The organism is Pseudomonas sp. TE12234 (assembly GCF_054061835.1).
On sequence record NZ_JBSSEP010000023.1, the window covers coordinates 50,374 to 67,719 of the forward strand.

Sequence of the window (17,346 nt, forward strand, 5' to 3'; positions counted from 1 at the left end):
CTGTGCTCCTGCTATCGCAACCCACCGTCGTTGGGCTTTGCATCACAGCCGGCTTTCAACAGCCGAGCCGATAGTCAGGAGGAATAACAAGAATGCTGATCACCGGGATCAAAAGCCGGCCAGTCTATGACCGGCTGCAACCGCTGCCGGGCGGTACGCGGCACATCATTGCAGGGCAAGGCAGTGGCGGGCGCGCCATGTTGCGCCTGCTCGACGAGATGGCCGGGCTGGACCGGCCCATTACCTTGCTGTACTCCCGGGAGTCCTTTTCCGGCCAGGACTTTCTCGCCCGGTTACAGCAGCACCCAGGCCATCAATTGGAGCTGTTCGCCAGTAACCAGGCGTTGATCGACGCCCTGAACGACCTGCTCTTCGATGCACGCATGGGCACTCGACTTTACCTGGCCGGGTCCGAAAGTTTCCTGGGCAGCGCCATGCAAGTGGCCACTCGCTTTGACCTCAATCGAGACGAAGTACTGCGCGAACACTCCGGCACGCTGGTGCGCCGGGTCTGGTGCGTGCACTGCGACACCTACACCGAAAACGTCACCCAACGCGTCTACGACTGCCCTGGTTGCAGTCTGACGCTGGTGGTGCGCGACCACTATTCCCGGCGGCTGGCCGCGTTTCAGGCGGTCAAGGCCGATGCCGAAGTACCGGGCGAACTGCCGCCTGCCGAGGAGCTCGACACATGAGCCAGAACACTGGGACTTTGAATCTGCGCGTGGCCCGAATCGAAGCGGTGACCCCGGAAATCAAGCGCTTCACCCTGGTCTCACCGACCGGCGAGCACCTGCCGGCGTTCTCCGGTGGCAGTCATGTGGTGGTGCTGATCGCCAATGGCCGCAACACCTTGCGCAACCCTTACTCGCTGCTGAGTTCGCCCTACGACACCAGCAGCTACCAGATTGCCGTGCGTCGGGTAGAGAGCGGTCGCGGCGGTTCGGTGGCCCTGCACGACAGCGTCAAGGAAGGCGATCTGATCGAAGTCACGCCGCCGGTCAACCTGTTCCCGCTGATCAAACAGGCACGCCTGCATCTGTTCATCGCTGGTGGCGTCGGCATTACCCCGGTGATTTCCCAACTGGAAGAGCTGCGCCTGAGCAAGGTGCCGTTCGAGCTGCACTACGCAGTGCGCGGCGAAGAACATGCGCGGCTCGGCAAAGAGTTGCGGGCGACCTATGGCGAGCAGGTGCACCTGTACCGCAAAGGCATCGAAGCGCGCATGGACATCGGCCAGGTACTGGCTGATCGCCCGCTCGGCAGCCACGTTTACGCGTGCGGCCCGGACAGCATGATCGATGCCACCCTGACCATTGCCCGTGACCTGGGCTGGACCGACAGCCACGTGCACTTCGAACGATTCCTGGAACAGAGCAGCGGCGGCGAGGCCTTCAGTTTCACCCTCGGCCGCAGCGGCGCGACCATCGAGGTTTCGCCCGACCAGACCATGCTCGAAGCCGTGGAAGCGGCCGGGTACAGCATGCCCTACCTGTGCCGCGGCGGTGCCTGTGGCCACTGCGAAACCGAGGTGCTGGAGCTCGACGGCGAGCTGCTGCACACCGATGACTGGCTGTCCGACGAGGACAAAACCAGCTGCAAGAAAATCATGCCCTGCGTATCTCGCGCCAAGTGCAATCGCCTGGTCATCGACCTCTGATCGACGGAGAAAAAACAATGAATATCCAATTCAATCCCGACGAAACCTACCGCGACGACTACACCTTCGCCAACAGCCCGGAAACCATCGCCCGCGCGCCCTTCCCGTTCCCCGATGACGACTACATGTACTCGATGAACCTCGAGCCCCATGTCTCGGTGGGGGACGGTGCGTTCCGCGCCGCATTCGATATCGACGAGCACTACATCAGCGAATGCCGTGACCGGGCGATCACCCTGGAGAAAGACCCCGGCATGCATTACGTCTCGGCGCCGCACATGATGGAAGCGCAGTGGGACTTGCTGGAACTGATCATGGAATCCTACGCCCGGGACTACCCGCAGTACTTCAGCCTCGAACGTGAAGGCCGCCAGTGGCACTGGACCAACCGCCTGCTGGACATCGACGACCGCTTCACCTTCGGCGATCCGGCCACCCTGCCCTACGAGCCGATGGAGTACGTGACCCGCCAGGCCCAGGGCGACTGGGTATTGCAGGAGGAGCGCGACGGCACGCTGTACTGGGGCGCGGGCATCGCTACCCAGCGCGCCGATTATTCCCTGCGTTTCAACCTCGGCATGAGCTGGGAAGAGTTCCACGGCCCGGTGCCGCTGGTGAAGGAAATCGGCATGCTCGACCGGGCGCTGAAGTTCCTGTTGCGCCTGCGCACCGGGCATCCGGTTCGCCGCCTGAACTGGTCGCTGACGGTCAACCCACGCCTCGAAGTCTCGGCCGAAAGCCTGCCGGAATGGGCGCCGGACCGGACCCTCGTGACCGCGCAGAACGCCGGCAAGCTGGTTTACCTGCGCATCGAGTTGCAGCCCCTGCATCGCTTGCCGCGCAGCAACGCCATCGTCTTCCCGATCCGCACCTACCTGCTCAGCCTCGAAGACATCGCCACCAACCCGGCCTGGGCCCGACGCATGCACCGGGTGCTGCGCGACCTGAACCAGCAACTGGTCGACTACAAGGGCTTCAGTCGCTACCGCGACGCGGCGGTCGAGTGGCTTTCGCAGTACGACGACGGGCGCGACAGCGAAGTGAAGCAGCAGGCTTGAATCGCAACCGCCCTTCGCAGGAGCCCGGCTTGCCGGCAAAGGCGTCCATGAAAACGCCATCGCTGGCAAGCCGGCTCCCACGGGTCGGATGTGCAGCGAACAGAACAACAAGCTCCACAGGAGCAACAGCGGCCCCACCCGCCAGCCTTAATCACTGCCATTGATAATGAGGAAATAACATGAGTGGCTCACCTAACGCGCGTGCAAGCGTCAGCGCCGATCAGGATGCGGAACAGCTCCGCGCCCTCGGCTACAGTTCGGACTTCAATCGCAGCATGAGCCTGTGGGAGAACTTTTCCCTGGGTTTTACCTACCTGTCGCCGGTCGTCGGCGTCTATACCCTGTTCGGTTTGTGCCTGGCCGCTGGCGGCCCGCCAATGTTCTGGTCCTACCTGCTGATCGGCGCCGGACAGATGCTGGTGTGCCTGATTTTCGGTGAGGTGGTGTCGCAATTCCCGATTTCCGGGGGGGTGTACCCCTGGGCCCGCCGGTTGGTGGGCAAACGCTGGGCGTGGATGGTCGGCTGGGTGTACGCCTGGGCCTTGTGCGCGACCATCGCCGGGGTCGCGGTGGGTGCCGGGCCGTATCTGGCTATCCTGCTCGGCTTCAAGCCCGGTCCCGAGGCCAACATCCTCATCGCCCTGGCGATCATCCTGCTCTCCACCGCATTGAACCTGGTGGGCACCAAACTGTTGGCGCGGGTGGCGATGTTCGGCTTTATGTGCGAGTTGGTCGGCGCGATTCTGGTCGGCGGCTACCTGCTGATCTTCGAGCGTCATCAGCCGCTCAGCGTGCTGTTCAACACCTTCAACCTCGAGGTGAATGGTTCGTACCTGCCGGCGTTCCTCGCGGCGTCGTTGGCCGGCCTGTTCCAGTACTACGGCTTCGAGGCCTGCGGCGATGTCGCCGAAGAAACGCCCAACCCGGGCAAGCGCATTCCCAAAGCCATGCGCATGACCATCTACATCGGTGGTGCGGCGGCGATGTTCGCCTGCCTGGCGCTGATCCTCTCGGTGCCGGACATGGCCAAGGTCCTGGCCGGTGAAGACACCGACCCGGTCGCCACCATCCTGGCCAACGCCTTCGGTCCGGTCGGATCGCGCCTGGTCATGGCCGTGGTGATGGTGTCGTTCATTTCCTGCGTGTTGAGCCTGCAAGCGGCGGCCAGCCGGCTGTTGTTCGCCTACGCCCGCGACGAAATGATCGTCGGCAGTTCGCTGTTCAAGCGCCTGTCGGCCAACCATGTGCCGTCGTTCGCCCTGCTGGTCAGCGGCCTGGTGCCCGCGGCGATTGTCTGCCTGGGTTTGTTCATGGCCGATGCCGTGGCCACCATCGTCGGCTTCGCGGCCATTGGTATCTACGTGGCCTTCCAGTTGATCGTGGTCGCCGCGTTGATCGCCCGGGCCAAGGGCTGGCGCCCGAACGGTCAATTCACCCTCGGCGCCTGGGGCCTGTGGGTGAACCTGGCCGCGCTGGTCTACGGTGTGTGCGCCATCATCAACATGGTCTGGCCGCGCTCGCCCGACGCGGCGTGGTACATCAACTACTCGATGATCCTGACCACGCTGGTGGTGATGGGCGCCGGGCTGGTCTACATGCTGCTGGGCAAGCCTTACGACAAGGGCACGGCGCCGGCGGGTGATGCGTGGAAGTTCTCCAAACCCAAGGCCAACGCGACGGGAGTGACCGGCGCAACGCTGCAACAGCCTTGAGGCCATCGCCCCTCAACGACCTGTAGGAGCTGGCTTGCCGGCGAAGCTTTTGGCGTCATTGAATGCCCCTTCGCTGGCAAGCCTGCTCCTGCGGGCTTTGTGTCCTACGCAATTGTGCGGCCCCCCTACAACGTCCGCTGGCTATTGCCAATGCCCTTGGCAATATCGATGCCCCAATCCATCGCCGCCTCCATGTCCATCATGTGCGGTTTGGGATCATGGTTCTCGTCAATGACCGTGCCGTCCGGCCGGTATACACCGATGAACATCCCCAGCGAGCCGTCCCTGAGGATTTCGGCCTTGACCTCGATGCTGCATCCATTGGACAGCGTTTCCTTGTGGACCAGATGGCGCTCAGTCATTGCGGCATTCCTCCCCGTACTGGATTTGGACCCTATTGGCCATGCTAGCTCAGACCCGGCAAACAGCGCTGATTCACAGGACCAGAGGCGCACCCTGACAGCGGCGTAATGCCACCTATACTACAAGCCACCTCCCCTCAGGGGTCTGCACGCCCAACAATAATAAGCAGAGGTGGAACATGGTCTGGCAGCAGGTCTACGATCCGTTCAACAACCCGGTGCTTTCAACGCTCATGGCGGCCGTGCCGGTGGTCGTGATGCTGGCCTCCCTGGCATTTTTTCACGTCAAGGCGCACCTGGCGGCGCTGCTCGCCCTCACCTCCGCCTTGCTGATCGCCATCTTCGCCTTCGGCATGCCCGCCAACATGGCCGGTTCGGCAGCGTTGTACGGCGCCGCCAATGGTCTGTTGCCGATTGGCTGGATTGTGCTGAACATCATCTTCCTGCACCGGCTGACCACCGAGAACGGCTCGTTCAAAGTGCTGCAGGATTCCCTGGCGAGAATCACCGACGACCGTCGCCTGCAACTGTTGCTGATCGCCTTCTGCTTCGGCGCGTTCTTCGAGGGGGCGGCCGGCTTCGGGACCCCGGTGGCGGTGACCGGGGCGATTCTGATCGGTCTGGGCTTCTCACCACTGGCCGCCTCTGGCCTGGCGCTGATCGCCAACACCGCGCCGGTGGCCTTCGGCGCCCTGGGCACGCCGATCATCACCCTGGCCAAGGTCACCGGGCTGGATGAAATGGAACTGTCGATGATGGTCGGCCGGCAACTGCCGTTCTTCTCGGTGATCGTACCGTTCTGGCTGATCTGGGCCTTCGCCGGTTGGCGCAAGATGCTGGAGATCTGGCCGGCGATCCTGGTGGCCGGGGTCACCTTTGCCGTGCCGCAGTTCCTGGTGTCCAACTATCACGGGCCCATGCTGGTGGATGTGATCGCCGCGCTGATTTCCATGGCCTGCCTGACCGCGTTCCTCAAGGTCTGGAAACCGGCCACGGTGCATACCTCCGCCGCCCTTTCCGGACGGGTCGACCATTCGAAAATCGATACCGAGCATGAGAGCAAAGCCGAGCCGAACGCGACCTTTGCCAGCGATGCCAAACCTGCGGTGATGCGTGCGTGGATGCCATGGATCATCCTGACCATCTTCGTCTTCGCCTGGGGCACCCAGGGCTTCAAGAACCTGTTCGACACGCGCCCGGCGATCGATCCGGCCACCCACTCGGCCAGGCTCGACCCGCAGGGCAAACCGTTGTCTGAGGCCAATCCGATATTCGCGCCGGTCCTGACCTTTACCACCATCCATCAGCAGATCGAGAAGGTGCCGCCGGTGGTGCCGGCACCGAAAACCGAGGATGCGGTGTACAAGTTCACCTGGTTCACCGCCACCGGCAGCGGCATCCTGCTCGCGGCGATTCTCGGCGGATTGCTGATGGGTTACTCCATCCCGCAGCTGATCAGCCAATACCTGCGAACGCTATGGGTGGTGCGCTATTCGCTGATCACCATCACCGCCATGCTCGCCCTCGGCTTTCTCACGCGTTATTCGGGACTGGACGCCACCATGGGCCTGGCGTTCGCCGCGACGGGGATTTTCTACCCGATGTTCGGCACCCTGCTCGGCTGGCTCGGCGTCGCCCTGACCGGCTCGGACACCGCCTCCAACGTGCTGTTCGGCGGCTTGCAACGGGTCACGTCCGAGCAACTGGGCCTCAGCCCGGTGTTGATGGCCGCCGCCAACAGTTCCGGCGGGGTCATGGGCAAGATGGTCGATGCCCAGTCGATCGTGGTCGCCTCCACCGCCACCCGCTGGTACGGCCATGAAGGGGAAATCCTGCGCTACGTGTTCTTCCACTCGATCATCCTGGCGATCCTGGTTGGCGGGCTGGTCACGTTGCAGGCCTATGTGGCGCCGTTCAGCCACCTGGTGGTGGGCGGCCATTGATCGCCCCAGGTCCTGGCCAGCCTCGAAATGCCCGGGCAATCGTCCGGGCTTTTCACGAAGGGAGTATCGTAAAGCGACCATGAACATTCTCTACGATGAACGCGTCGACGGCGTGCTGCCGGACGTGGACAAGGCCGGGTTGTTGCAGGCTCTGCGCACGCAGTGGCCGGACCTGGAAGTGCTGCATCAGCAGGAAGAACTCAAACCGTACGAATGCGACGGGCTGTCGGCCTACCGCACGACGCCGATGCTGGTGGTGTTGCCCCGTGACATTGCGCAAGTTCAGGGCGTGCTGCGCCTGTGTCATGAGCGTCAGGTGCCGGTGGTCGCCCGTGGTGCCGGCACGGGTTTGTCCGGGGGCGCCTTGCCACTGGAAAAGGGCGTGCTGCTGGTGATGGCGCGCTTCAATCAGATTCTGCACATCGACCCCGCTGCGCGCACCGCGCGGGTCCAGCCCGGCGTACGCAACCTGGCCATCTCCCAGGCCGCCGCGCCCTACGGCCTGTACTACGCGCCGGACCCTTCCTCGCAAATCGCCTGCTCGATCGGCGGTAACGTCGCCGAAAACGCGGGCGGCGTGCATTGCCTGAAATACGGCCTGACCGTGCACAACGTGCTGAAGGTCGACATCCTCACCGTCGACGGCGAATACCTGAGCCTGGGCTCGAACGCGCTGGACTCGCCCGGTCTTGATCTGCTGGCGCTGTTCACCGGTTCCGAAGGCATGCTCGGGGTGATCACCGAAGTCACGGTCAAACTGCTGCCCAAACCCCAAACCGCGAAAGTGCTGCTGGCCGCGTTCGATTCCGTTGAGAAAGCCGGCCGCGCCGTCGGCGACATCATTGCCGCCGGCATCATCCCCGGTGGCCTGGAGATGATGGACAACCTGGCCATCCGCGCCGCCGAGGACTTCATCCACGCCGGCTACCCGGTCGATGCCCAGGCCATCCTGCTGTGCGAACTCGACGGCGTTGAGGCCGACGTCCACGACGACTGCAATCGTGTGCGTGAAGTGCTGGAACAAGCCGGTGCCACCGAAGTACGCCAGGCCAGGGACGAGGCCGAGCGCGTGCGTTTCTGGGCCGGGCGCAAGAATGCCTTCCCGGCGGTGGGTCGCCTGTCGCCGGATTATTACTGCATGGACGGGACGATTCCCCGCCGCGAACTGCCTGGCGTGTTGCACGCCATCGCCGCGCTATCGACGGAGTACGGCCTGCGGGTGGCCAATGTGTTCCATGCCGGCGACGGCAACATGCACCCGCTGATCCTGTTCGATGCCAATCAACCGGGCGAACTCGATCGCGCCGAGGCGCTGGGTGGCAAGATTCTGGAGCTGTGCGTGAAGGTCGGCGGCAGCATCACCGGGGAACACGGTGTCGGTCGCGAGAAAATCAATCAGATGTGCGTGCAGTTCAACAGCGATGAACTGACCCTGTTTCATGCGATCAAAACAGCATTCGACCCCAGCGGCCTGCTCAACCCCGGCAAGAATATTCCGACCCTGCACCGCTGCGCCGAATTCGGTGCCATGCACGTGCATGGCGGACAGCTGCCCTTCCCCGACCTGGAGCGCTTCTGATGCAAGGCACGGGCGATTTCGATGACAGCGGCCTGCTGCTGGAGCAGGTCAATCAGGCGCTGCAAAACACCACGCCCCTGCGCATCCAGGGTTCCAACAGCAAAGCCTTTCTGGGACGGGTGACCGCGGGTGAAATACTCGACACCCGCTCGCACCGGGGCATCGTCAGTTACGACCCGACCGAACTGGTGATCACCGCTCGCGGCGGCACGCCATTGGCCGAACTGTCGCAAGTACTGGATGCCGCGCAGCAGATGCTGCCGTGTGAACCGCCCGCCTTTGGCGATGGCGCCACCGTGGGCGGCATGATTGCTTGTGGCCTGTCGGGGCCACGTCGGCCCTGGTCCGGTTCGGTGAGGGATTTCGTGCTCGGCACCCGGGTGATCACCGGCCACGGCAAGCATTTGCGCTTTGGCGGCGAAGTCATGAAAAACGTCGCCGGTTACGACCTGTCGCGCCTGATGGCCGGCAGCTACGGCACCCTGGGCGTGATCACCGAAGTCTCGCTCAAAGTCCTGCCCAAACCCCGAAAAGCCTTGAGCATCAGCCTGGAAATGGACAGCGACCGCGCCCTGATGCGCCTCGGGGAATGGGGCCAGCAACCGTTGCCGATCAGTGCCGCGTGCCATGACGGCCAGCGCTTGCACTTGCGGCTCGAGGGTGGCGAAGGGTCGGTGGCGGCGGCCCACGACCGCTTGGGCGGGGAGTTGCTGGACGCCTCGTATTGGGCCGACCTCAATGAACAGCGCTTGAGTTTCTTCGATGAAGACCAGCCCCTGTGGCGCCTGTCGCTGCCGAACAACACGCCGAAACTGTCGTTGCCCGGCCGCCAGTTGATCGATTGGGGCGGCGCCCAGCGCTGGCTCAAGTCCGACGCCGACGCGGCGTTCATTCGCCAGGTCGTCGCTGAGGTCGGCGGCCATGTCACCTGCTACAGCCACGGGCTCACCGACAGCCCCTTCCAGCCGCTGCCCGGCGCCTTGATGCGCTTGCATCAGAACCTCAAGCAGCAACTTGATCCCCGGGGCATCTTCAACCCCGGTCGCCTGTACGCGGAGCTTTGAGCCATGCAGACCACGTTGAGCGACAGCGCCCGTCAACTGCCCCGAGCCGAAGAAGCCGACGGCATCCTGCGCACCTGCGTGCACTGCGGCTTCTGCAATGCCACCTGCCCGACCTATCAACTGCTCGGTGATGAACTGGATGGCCCACGCGGGCGCATCTACCTGATCAAACAGGTGCTGGAGGGCAATGAGGTCACGCAAAAGACCCAGCAACACCTGGACCGTTGCCTGTCGTGCCGTAATTGCGAAACCACCTGCCCATCCGGGGTCGACTACCACAACCTGCTGGACATTGGCCGCGCCGTGGTCGACGCGGCGGTGCCGCGTCCGGTCGGCCAGCGCTTGTTGCGCGAGGGTTTGCGCACGCTGGTGCCCCATGCGCACCTGTTCAAGGGCGTGGTCAGCGGCGGCCAGGTGTTTCGCGCGCTGCTGCCCGGCACTCTGCAAAGCAAACTGCCGCGCAGCACTGCGCCGAGCAAACCGCGCCCCATCACCCGTCATACACGGCAGGTGCTGATGCTCGAAGGCTGCGTCCAACCGAGTCTCTCGCCCAACACCAACGTGGCCGCCGCGAGGGTCCTGGATCGCTTGGGAATCAGCGTCACGCCGAGTCGCGAGGCCGGTTGCTGCGGCGCCGTGGACTATCACCTGGACGCGCAGGCCGCGGGCCTGGATCGCGCACGGCACAATATCGACGCCTGGTGGCCGAGCATCGAAAAAGGCGCCGAGGCCATCGTGCAAACCGCCAGCGGCTGCGGTGCGTTTATCAAGGACTACGGCCATCTGCTGCGCAGCGACCCGGTCTATGCCGAGAAGGCCAGAACCGTCAGCGCGCTGGCCAGGGACCTGATCGAAGTGTTGCGTGACGAACCCCTTGAGCAACTGGGGATACACAGCGCCCAGCGCCTGGCCTTCCATTGCCCGTGCACGTTGCAACACGCGCAAAAGCTCGGTGGCGCGGTGGAAGCGCTGCTGATACGCCTGGGTTTCAATTTGACGACCGTGCCCGACGGCCACTTGTGCTGCGGCTCGGCGGGGACGTACTCGCTGACCCAACCGGAACTGGCGCGGCAACTGCGCGATAACAAGATGAATGCATTGGAAAGCGGTTATCCCGAGGTGATCGTCACTGCCAACATCGGCTGTCAGTCGCACCTTGATGGCGCCGGTCGCACCCCTGTCCGGCACTGGATCGAACTGGTCGAAGCCGCCCTGCCTTAACGAGCCCTGGAGAACCCCATGAAAAGCAAAGCCGTGCTGAGTCAGGCCGAAGTCGGCCAAATCCTCGCTGCCGCCCGGCAGGAGGCGCAGAACAACCAATGGCCGGTGACCATTGCGGTAGTCGATGACGGCGGCCATCCGCTGGCCCTCGAACGCCTCGACGGCGCCTCGCCCATCAGCGCCTACATCGCCACCGAAAAAGCCCGCACCTCGGCCTTGGGCCGGCGCGAATCCAAGGGCTATGAAGACATGGTCAACGGCGGGCGCCATGCCTTCCTCTCGGCGCCCTTGCTGACGTCCCTGGAGGGCGGCGTGCCGATCATGGTCGACGGCCAGGTGATTGGCGCCGTCGGGGTGTCCGGGGTCAAGGCCGAGCAGGATGCGCAGGTGGCGAAAGTCGGGGCACAGTGTCTGAAATGAACGCGCCACTTTCGCCGCACGCATTGTGGGCGCGGGCTTGCCCGCGATAGCGGCATGCCTGCCACGTCGATGCCGGATGTGCCGCCATCATCGCGGGCAAGCCCGCTCCCACAGGGTTCGCGTCTCCTGCAAAGGCCATGTTTGCCGCCTCATTAAGTCCGTACCCACCAGCACGCCCCAGCGGGAGCGAGCTCCCTCGCCACAGGTTACTGATTGCTCGCTCTATCTCTTAAATGAACAGCATTACGGCAAGGTCGGGAGTGTGGTGGTGGCGCATGAGAATCGCGGGCTCAATCCCTAACCGCTATCTGGTCCAGGCGTTGTCGCAGCGATAGGGATCAGGGGTAAGTCAGGGTCACCACGTAATTGCCCGAGGTCAGCGCCCGGCCATTGCCGTCCACCAAGGCGTACTGCTGACGGAGCACGCCACCCTCTTCCCTGTTTTCGCCGATCAGCTTGACCTGGGCGGTCGAACCGTCGATTGAGCGCACAGATTGCAGTGGCTGCACCTTGCGTACACTACCGTCCTGGCCTGCGGCCCCGAAAGAACAACCGTGCAAGGCGAACCCTTCGGCCGACGTCGAAATCGGGCAAGGCGGCTCCACAATGGCTCCGCGGAAGGCGATAACCCCTGTCGAGGCGAAACAGGTTCCACTCAGGCTGACCAGCAGCCCCATGGCGATGCAACTACGCAATTGGCTCATCTGCATGCTCCCTTCGAAAAAGCTCATGTCCTTGAGGCTGTATCGACCGGATAGCCGGTTTCTGAAGAGCGTGTCGAGAGAGGTCGTACCGACCATCGGTCACCCCGAAGACCCGCTTCGGGGTGACGCTGCTGCCGAGTCGGTTACTTCGGTTGCGCCACGGTGCGCAAATAAGGCTTCAGGGTTTTGAAACCGTCCGGGTATTTCTTCTTCGCATCCTCGTCGGATACCGATGTGGGGATGATCACGTCTTCACCCGGACGCCAGTTCACCGGGGTGGCCACGGTGTGCTTGGCATTGAGTTGCAGCGCGTCGAGCAGCCGCAGCACTTCGTCGAAATTGCGCCCGGCGCTCATCGGGTAGACCAGCATGGCCTTGACCTTCTTGTCCGGGCCGACAATGAACACCGAACGCACCGTGGCGTTGTCCACCGCCGTGCGCGAACCGCCACTGGCGTTCGGGTGGATCATGTCGTAGAGCTTGGCCACCACCAGGTTTTCGTCACCGATCAACGGATAGTTGACGGCAGTGCCCTGGGTTTCCTCGATGTCACCGACCCACTTGTTGTGGTCGCTCACCGGGTCGATGCTCAGTCCGAGGACCTTGGTGTTGCGCTTGTCGAACTCCGGCTTGAGCTTGGCCAGGTAGCCCAGCTCGGTGGTGCAAACAGGGGTGAAATCCTTCGGATGGGAAAACAGGATGGCCCAGCCATTGCCAATCCATTGGTGGAAGTTGATCGTGCCTTCGGTGGTTTCGGCGGTGAAATCCGGTGCTTCGTCGCCAATGCGGATGGACATTTTCGAACTCCTTGCAGTGTTGGATGGAGAAGCCGTCAGAGGGTCGACTGCGGTTCCAACGGCATGGGGAAGACGGTTGACGCGAACAGTATAGGAGAGGTTCGAGGGCGCGCCGCCCGCTACTCCACCAGGGCTATCAACTGATGACGCTGCGCATCGGTGAGCGTCGGACCGAAACCGGCCCCGGCGTTTTCGGCCATGTAGCGCGGGTTGCCGGTGCCGGGGATGACGCAGGTCACCGCCGAATGGGACAACAGGAACTTCAGCGCCAGTTGCGGCCAGCTCTTGACCCCGACTTGCGCGGCCCAACCAGGCAAGGGTCTGTCTTTGAGCCGGTTGAGCAGGTTCCCGCCACCGAACGGCCGATTGCAGATCACCGCCACCCCGCGTTCGCGACACAGCGGCAGGATGCGTTTCTCGACGCCGCGATCGTCCAGCGCATAGTTGATCTGCAGGAAATCCAGTGGCTCGGCTTTCAGCACGGCCTCCACTTCGTCATACGCCGACGGGGTGTAATGGGTGATGCCGATATAACGAATGCGCCCTTGTTCCTTCCAGTGCCGCAAGGTCGGCAGGTGGATTTGCCAGTCCAGCAGGTTGTGGATCTGCATCAGGTCGATGCGGTCGGTCTGCAACAACGCAAAGGACTGCTCCATCTGCGCGATGCCCTCTTCGCGGCCACGGGTCCACACCTTGGTCGCCAGGAACGCCGGCGAACGGGGTTCGTGAATTGACAGCAACTCGCCCGTGGTCTGTTCAGCGCGACCGTACATCGGCGAGGTGTCGATCAGCGTCCCGCCCTTCTCGAACAGTGCACGCAGCACCGCGGGCAGTTGCTTGTAGGCGGCATCGGCCGGGGCAACGTCAAAGCCGCGATAAGTGCCCAGCCCGACGATGGGCAGTGCTTCGGCGCTCGAAGGAATGGCGCGGGTCTGCATGGTCTTGCCTCCTGTTCCCGTCGACGGCGCTGAGGGTGCGGCGGCCGGACCGAACGTGAAGACCGCCGAGGCTCCGGCAGCCAGCGTGAGTATTTTCCTGCGGGTGAACCCCTCGGGTTGGTGCATTGAGCATGACCTCGGCAGACGGCCGGCGTGCCCCGCTGGTGATTGACTACACTCTGGCAGCGATCCAGCGTAGCCGTGTTCCCCCCCGAGCCATCAATGCCGTCCACTAACGTTAGTCGAATGTCACACAACCTGATGCTGCTTGTTGTCGTCCTGGCCGTGTTGTACCTGATGCTCTGCGCGGCGCTGTATGTGTTTCAACGCGCGCTGATCTACTACCCGCAACCCCGCGCTGTCGGGACCGCCGCCTCACTGCTCACCCTGCCCGTCGACGACGCGCAGTTGCAGGTCTCCGTCCGGCCTCACGACGGCCCCAACGCGCTGATCTATTTTGGCGGCAACGCCGAGGACGTCTCGCGCAGCCTGCCGGAGTTCAGCCAGGCGTTCCCCAATTACGCCCTGTATTTGCTGCATTACCGAGGCTACGGCGGCAGCACCGGCTCGCCCTCGGAAGAGGCCATTGCCCGCGACGCCCTGGCCTTGTTCGACAACGTGCATGCCAGCCATGGGCATGTCGCGGTGGTCGGGCGCAGCCTCGGTTCGGGGGTGGCCGTGCGCCTGGCCAGCCAACGCCCGGCAGCGCGGCTGGTGCTGATCACGCCCTACAACAGCCTTGAGGGCCTCGCCGCCCGCCAGTTCCGCTGGTTTCCGGTGAAGTGGCTGTTGAAGGACAAATTCGAGTCCTGGCGCTATGCCGAACGCATCAAGGTGCCAACGCGACTGATCGCGGCCGAGCACGACGAAGTGGTGCCAGGCCCGAGCACCCGGCGGCTCTACAGCCATTTCGCCCAGGGTGTGGCGTCAATGCAGGTGATTGCCGGCACAGGGCACAATTCGATCAGCGACAGCCCGGAGTACCTCAAGGCGTTGGGAGAGGGTTTGTAGCGACTGAAGGTTTAACGACCGTTGATCCGAGGTTTCACCTTGGTCCAATAAAAACATATTTTTATGTCTATATTGATATTGTCGAACGATCCCACCACACGAGGGTGCCGTCATGAATATCAAAATCCTGGCTCTGATCCTGTTGGCTTTCTGCGCGCCACCGGTCTGGAGCCAAACGCCTGCGACCTCGGCAGCCGCTGCCGAAAGCCCCGCGCTGACCACGCGCCTGGCCCTGCGCGACCTGTGGGTCGAGCATGTTTTCTGGATCAGGAACTACGCGCTCGCCAATCAGGCCGCCGACCACGCACAAGCCAAAATCGCGGCTGACCAGGTCGTCGATAACGCGAGCAAAATCGCCAACAGCATCGCCCCGCTCTATGGCCAGCCAGCCGCCGATCAGCTGCTCAAGTTGCTTGCCGGTCATTGGGGCGCGGTGAAACACTACAGCGACGCCACGGTGGGCAAGGACGCCAAGGGCAAGCAAGCCGCCGTGGCCGAGTTGACCGGCAATGCCAAGGCCATCGCGGCGTTCCTGGCGTCCGCCAACCCCAATCTGCCCGAAGCCACGCTGGTGAATATGCTGTCTGCCCATGGCGGGCACCACATCGCCCAGATCGATGAGTTCGCCGCGCACGATTACGCCGGCGAAGCGCGGACCTGGCAGATGATGCACAGCCATATCCTGGCGTTGGCCGACGCGTTGACCGCCGCACTGGTCAAGCAATTCCCCGACAAGTTCTGATGCCGAACGAGGACGCACCATGCTGGAAGGACTGGGCCGAACACAGCAGGACCTGCTCAATGCGCTGCTGCACCATGGGGACGGCATGAGCATTGACGAGCTGGCTGAGCATCTGGCGGTCACCCGCACAGCGATTCGCCAACACCTGGCGGCGCTGGAGCGTGACGGCCTGGTGCGGCGCGGAGCAACCCGCCCGACGGGACGACGGCCCGAGCAGCTGTATCGGCTCACTGACTATGCCAAAGAGCAATTCCCCCGCCAGTACCAGATGCTGGCCAGCGTGCTGATCGATGAAGTGGCCGACCTCATCGGCCCCGAGGCTCTGGCTGCGTTGATGCGCAGCCTGGGCCGCAAACTGGCCCGGGACCGTGAGCAGCACGTGGTTGATGAATTAACGATCGTGCAGCACATGAACCAGGCGGGTTATGAAGCCGAGGTGTTTTTTCGCTCATCCGGCGAACAGGAAATCGTCGCGCATAACTGCGTATTCCATCGGTTGGCCGCTGCACACCCGGTCGTTTGCGAGCTGGACCTGGCCTTGATCGGAGCGCTGGGCGGAGGCGAAGTTGAGCACAGCGAATGCATGGTCCGAGGCGGTCATGTCTGCCGCTTCAAGCTCAGACCAACCGGAACCGCGCAAAACCCCGACACCCAGGCTGTCTGATCCCCGTGCAGGCAAAAAAACTTCACTCGCTACGACCGTCGGATGCTCCTCCCCCAGCGCAAAAATGCTCTCCAGCCCTGTGAACCAAGGGCGCAGGTCAATGCTGCCCGCGCGAAACCACGCCTCTGCGGGCGCCAGCGCTTTGCCGCTGCAAGGCCGCTGTCGTGGAATGCCAGCCTGGGCGCGGCGGCGCACGGCCACAGCAAGGCCATTGCGCCCACCTGATGAACCCGATGTTCACCCAGGTCGGCGCGGCCTATGCGACGGACGCGCGCAGTGACGAGGGGGTTTACTGGACGATGGTGTTTGGAGCGCCGTAAAGAGGCATGGGAGCCGGCTTGCTCAAGGCTGCCGACTGCTGACCCGCTGCTCGCTGCCCTCGAACATCGCTTCGAAGCGCGGCTTGTTGGCGGCGTAGTAGTCGGCGACGACCTTGTCGGGAGAACTCTGCCGCGACTGCATCATCAGCGCTTCCAGGTCGGCCCGGGGAATCGAGTAGTGAGCGAAGAAGTACGCCACTTCCGGATACTCCTGGCTGAAACCCTTGCGGGCCATGGCGTGGATCTGCTCGGCGCCACCGAAGATCTGCTTGGGGTCATCCAGGTAACGCAGCGACCATTTGGAGAACATCCAGTGCGGGCTCCAGGCATTGACCAATGACCATTTGTCCCGCTTGAGGTTGCGATCGAGCTCGTTGAGCATGCCGGTTTCCGAGGACGCCACCAGTTTGTAGCCGTCGAGCTTGTATTCGTCGATGGCTTTGACCGTGAGCTTGTATTGGCCATTGCCCACCTCTGAGGTGAGGATCTTGCCGTCGAACTTCGCCCTGACTTCGGGCTTGTTCAGGTCCTCGACGCTGGCCACCTCGCTGACCGGTATCGAGGTGGGCACGGCCATGCCGATCCGCCCTTCATAGAGCACGCCGAGGTCTTCGAGTCTGTCCTTGTACTTGTCGTAGAAGGCCTTGTGGGTGCTCGGCAGCCAGACCATCGGGATCAGGTCGATATTGCCGTTGGCCAACGCCTGGAACTGGATGCCGATGTCGGCCATGACCAGTTTCACCGGCTGCTTGAGATGGTCCTCCAGGGCCGTGGTGGCCAGCTTGACGGTGATCTCGGTGTCCGACCAGTTGACCCAGCCAATACGCACCGGCGCAGGTTCCGCGGCTTGCGCCAGCGCAGCGCCGGTGGCGAGCGCAACACTGATCAATCCGGCACAGATTGTTTTTCGATACGGCGAATGAGCGTTCATCAAGCGTCTTCCTGTTTTGGTTGTTATTGGCAGGTTTGTCTTAATTTGAACGGCCTTACGGTCGTGAAAAATGCAGCCTTGCGCGGCAGGTCGGTTTGACCGATCCCTTCTCCTTGTGCGCCGATCTTATCCACGACTTTTATCCCGCGCAAGCAAAATGTACACCTGTGTCATGAAGGATTGACACACATGTACAGTTATCCTAATTTCAAGTCGCCGA

Annotated in this window: 17 protein-coding genes and 1 pseudogene; 13 read left to right on the forward strand and 5 right to left on the reverse strand. The window is 63.0% G+C overall.

The features are described 5' to 3' along the window. Positions 1-92: 92 nt before the first annotated feature. The 4 genes from ACVWYU_RS26955 (at position 93) to ACVWYU_RS26970 (ending at position 4,430) form a co-directional block, all read left to right on the forward strand. A complete protein-coding gene (locus ACVWYU_RS26955) occupies positions 93-695 on the forward strand; it encodes a dimethylamine monooxygenase subunit DmmA family protein (protein WP_248915170.1) in 603 nt (200 codons plus the stop codon). After that, positions 692-1,660, forward strand: coding sequence for a PDR/VanB family oxidoreductase (locus ACVWYU_RS26960; protein WP_457374134.1), 969 nt, complete (start codon positions 692-694; stop codon positions 1,658-1,660). Before ACVWYU_RS26955 ends, ACVWYU_RS26960 begins: the two co-directional genes overlap by 4 nt. Before the next feature lie 17 nt (positions 1,661-1,677). Further along, positions 1,678-2,718, forward strand: coding sequence for a heme-dependent oxidative N-demethylase family protein (locus ACVWYU_RS26965; protein WP_090320072.1), 1,041 nt, complete (start codon positions 1,678-1,680; stop codon positions 2,716-2,718). A gap of 179 nt (positions 2,719-2,897) precedes the next feature. Then, positions 2,898-4,430 carry an APC family permease gene (locus ACVWYU_RS26970; protein WP_248915173.1) on the forward strand — a complete coding sequence of 511 codons (1,533 nt, stop codon included), beginning with the start codon at positions 2,898-2,900 and terminating at the stop codon, positions 4,428-4,430. A gap of 125 nt (positions 4,431-4,555) precedes the next feature. On the opposite strand, the gene ACVWYU_RS26975 is transcribed toward ACVWYU_RS26970, so the two are convergent. After that, entirely contained in the window at positions 4,556-4,792 is a 237-nt protein-coding gene (locus tag ACVWYU_RS26975) for a hypothetical protein (protein ID WP_090320064.1), read from the reverse strand. Between the two features lie 179 nt (positions 4,793-4,971). Between ACVWYU_RS26975 and ACVWYU_RS26980 the strand changes: the two genes are divergently transcribed. The 5 genes from ACVWYU_RS26980 (at position 4,972) to ACVWYU_RS27000 (ending at position 11,019) form a co-directional block, all read left to right on the forward strand. Continuing rightward, positions 4,972-6,735: an L-lactate permease gene (locus ACVWYU_RS26980; protein ID WP_457374135.1), complete on the forward strand. Its 1,764-nt coding sequence runs from the start codon at positions 4,972-4,974 to the stop codon at positions 6,733-6,735. Positions 6,736-6,814: 79 nt separating this feature from the next. Then, positions 6,815-8,314 (forward strand): glycolate oxidase subunit GlcD, encoded by a 1,500-nt coding sequence (glcD, locus tag ACVWYU_RS26985; RefSeq protein ID WP_457374136.1) that lies wholly within the window; start codon positions 6,815-6,817, stop codon positions 8,312-8,314. Continuing rightward, positions 8,314-9,378, forward strand: a complete 1,065-nt coding sequence (gene glcE / locus ACVWYU_RS26990) for a glycolate oxidase subunit GlcE (RefSeq protein WP_457374137.1) — start codon at positions 8,314-8,316, stop codon at positions 9,376-9,378. Before glcD ends, glcE begins: the two co-directional genes overlap by 1 nt. Before the next feature lie 3 nt (positions 9,379-9,381). Further along, on the forward strand, positions 9,382-10,599 hold the full coding sequence (glcF, locus tag ACVWYU_RS26995) for a glycolate oxidase subunit GlcF (RefSeq protein WP_248915177.1): 1,218 nt from the start codon (positions 9,382-9,384) through the stop codon (positions 10,597-10,599). Positions 10,600-10,617: 18 nt separating this feature from the next. Next, positions 10,618-11,019 (forward strand): heme-binding protein, encoded by a 402-nt coding sequence (locus tag ACVWYU_RS27000; RefSeq protein WP_390956506.1) that lies wholly within the window; start codon positions 10,618-10,620, stop codon positions 11,017-11,019. Positions 11,020-11,357: 338 nt separating this feature from the next. Here the strand turns inward: ACVWYU_RS27000 and ACVWYU_RS27005 are convergent, their stop codons facing one another. From ACVWYU_RS27005 to ACVWYU_RS27015, 3 genes are all read right to left on the reverse strand, one after another. After that, positions 11,358-11,723 carry a type 1 fimbrial protein gene (locus ACVWYU_RS27005; RefSeq protein ID WP_457374138.1) on the reverse strand — a complete coding sequence of 122 codons (366 nt, stop codon included), beginning with the start codon at positions 11,721-11,723 and terminating at the stop codon, positions 11,358-11,360. Between the two features lie 143 nt (positions 11,724-11,866). After that, entirely contained in the window at positions 11,867-12,520 is a 654-nt protein-coding gene (locus ACVWYU_RS27010; protein WP_090320045.1) for a peroxiredoxin, read from the reverse strand. A 119-nt stretch (positions 12,521-12,639) separates the two neighbouring features. Next, a complete protein-coding gene (locus ACVWYU_RS27015) occupies positions 12,640-13,584 on the reverse strand; it encodes an aldo/keto reductase (RefSeq protein WP_090320043.1) in 945 nt (314 codons plus the stop codon). 96 nt (positions 13,585-13,680) lie between these two features. Here ACVWYU_RS27015 and ACVWYU_RS27020 point away from each other — a divergent pair, with 96 nt between their 5' ends. The 4 genes and pseudogenes from ACVWYU_RS27020 to ACVWYU_RS27035 all read left to right on the forward strand — a co-directional run. Further along, a complete protein-coding gene (locus tag ACVWYU_RS27020) occupies positions 13,681-14,469 on the forward strand; it encodes an alpha/beta hydrolase (protein WP_457374139.1) in 789 nt (262 codons plus the stop codon). A gap of 112 nt (positions 14,470-14,581) precedes the next feature. Next, positions 14,582-15,211: a hypothetical protein gene (locus ACVWYU_RS27025; protein ID WP_457374140.1), complete on the forward strand. Its 630-nt coding sequence runs from the start codon at positions 14,582-14,584 to the stop codon at positions 15,209-15,211. Positions 15,212-15,230: 19 nt separating this feature from the next. Beyond that, the gene (locus ACVWYU_RS27030; protein WP_457374141.1) at positions 15,231-15,875 is read left to right on the forward strand and encodes a helix-turn-helix transcriptional regulator; all 645 of its coding nucleotides are present in this window, start codon (positions 15,231-15,233) and stop codon (positions 15,873-15,875) included. 90 nt (positions 15,876-15,965) lie between these two features. Beyond that, a pseudogene (locus ACVWYU_RS27035) lies at positions 15,966-16,195 on the forward strand (CAP domain-containing protein); the annotation flags it as partial. A gap of 22 nt (positions 16,196-16,217) precedes the next feature. Here ACVWYU_RS27035 and ACVWYU_RS27040 read toward each other — a convergent pair. After that, positions 16,218-17,126 carry a glycine betaine ABC transporter substrate-binding protein gene (locus ACVWYU_RS27040; RefSeq protein WP_457374142.1) on the reverse strand — a complete coding sequence of 303 codons (909 nt, stop codon included), beginning with the start codon at positions 17,124-17,126 and terminating at the stop codon, positions 16,218-16,220. Positions 17,127-17,346 lie beyond the last annotated feature (220 nt).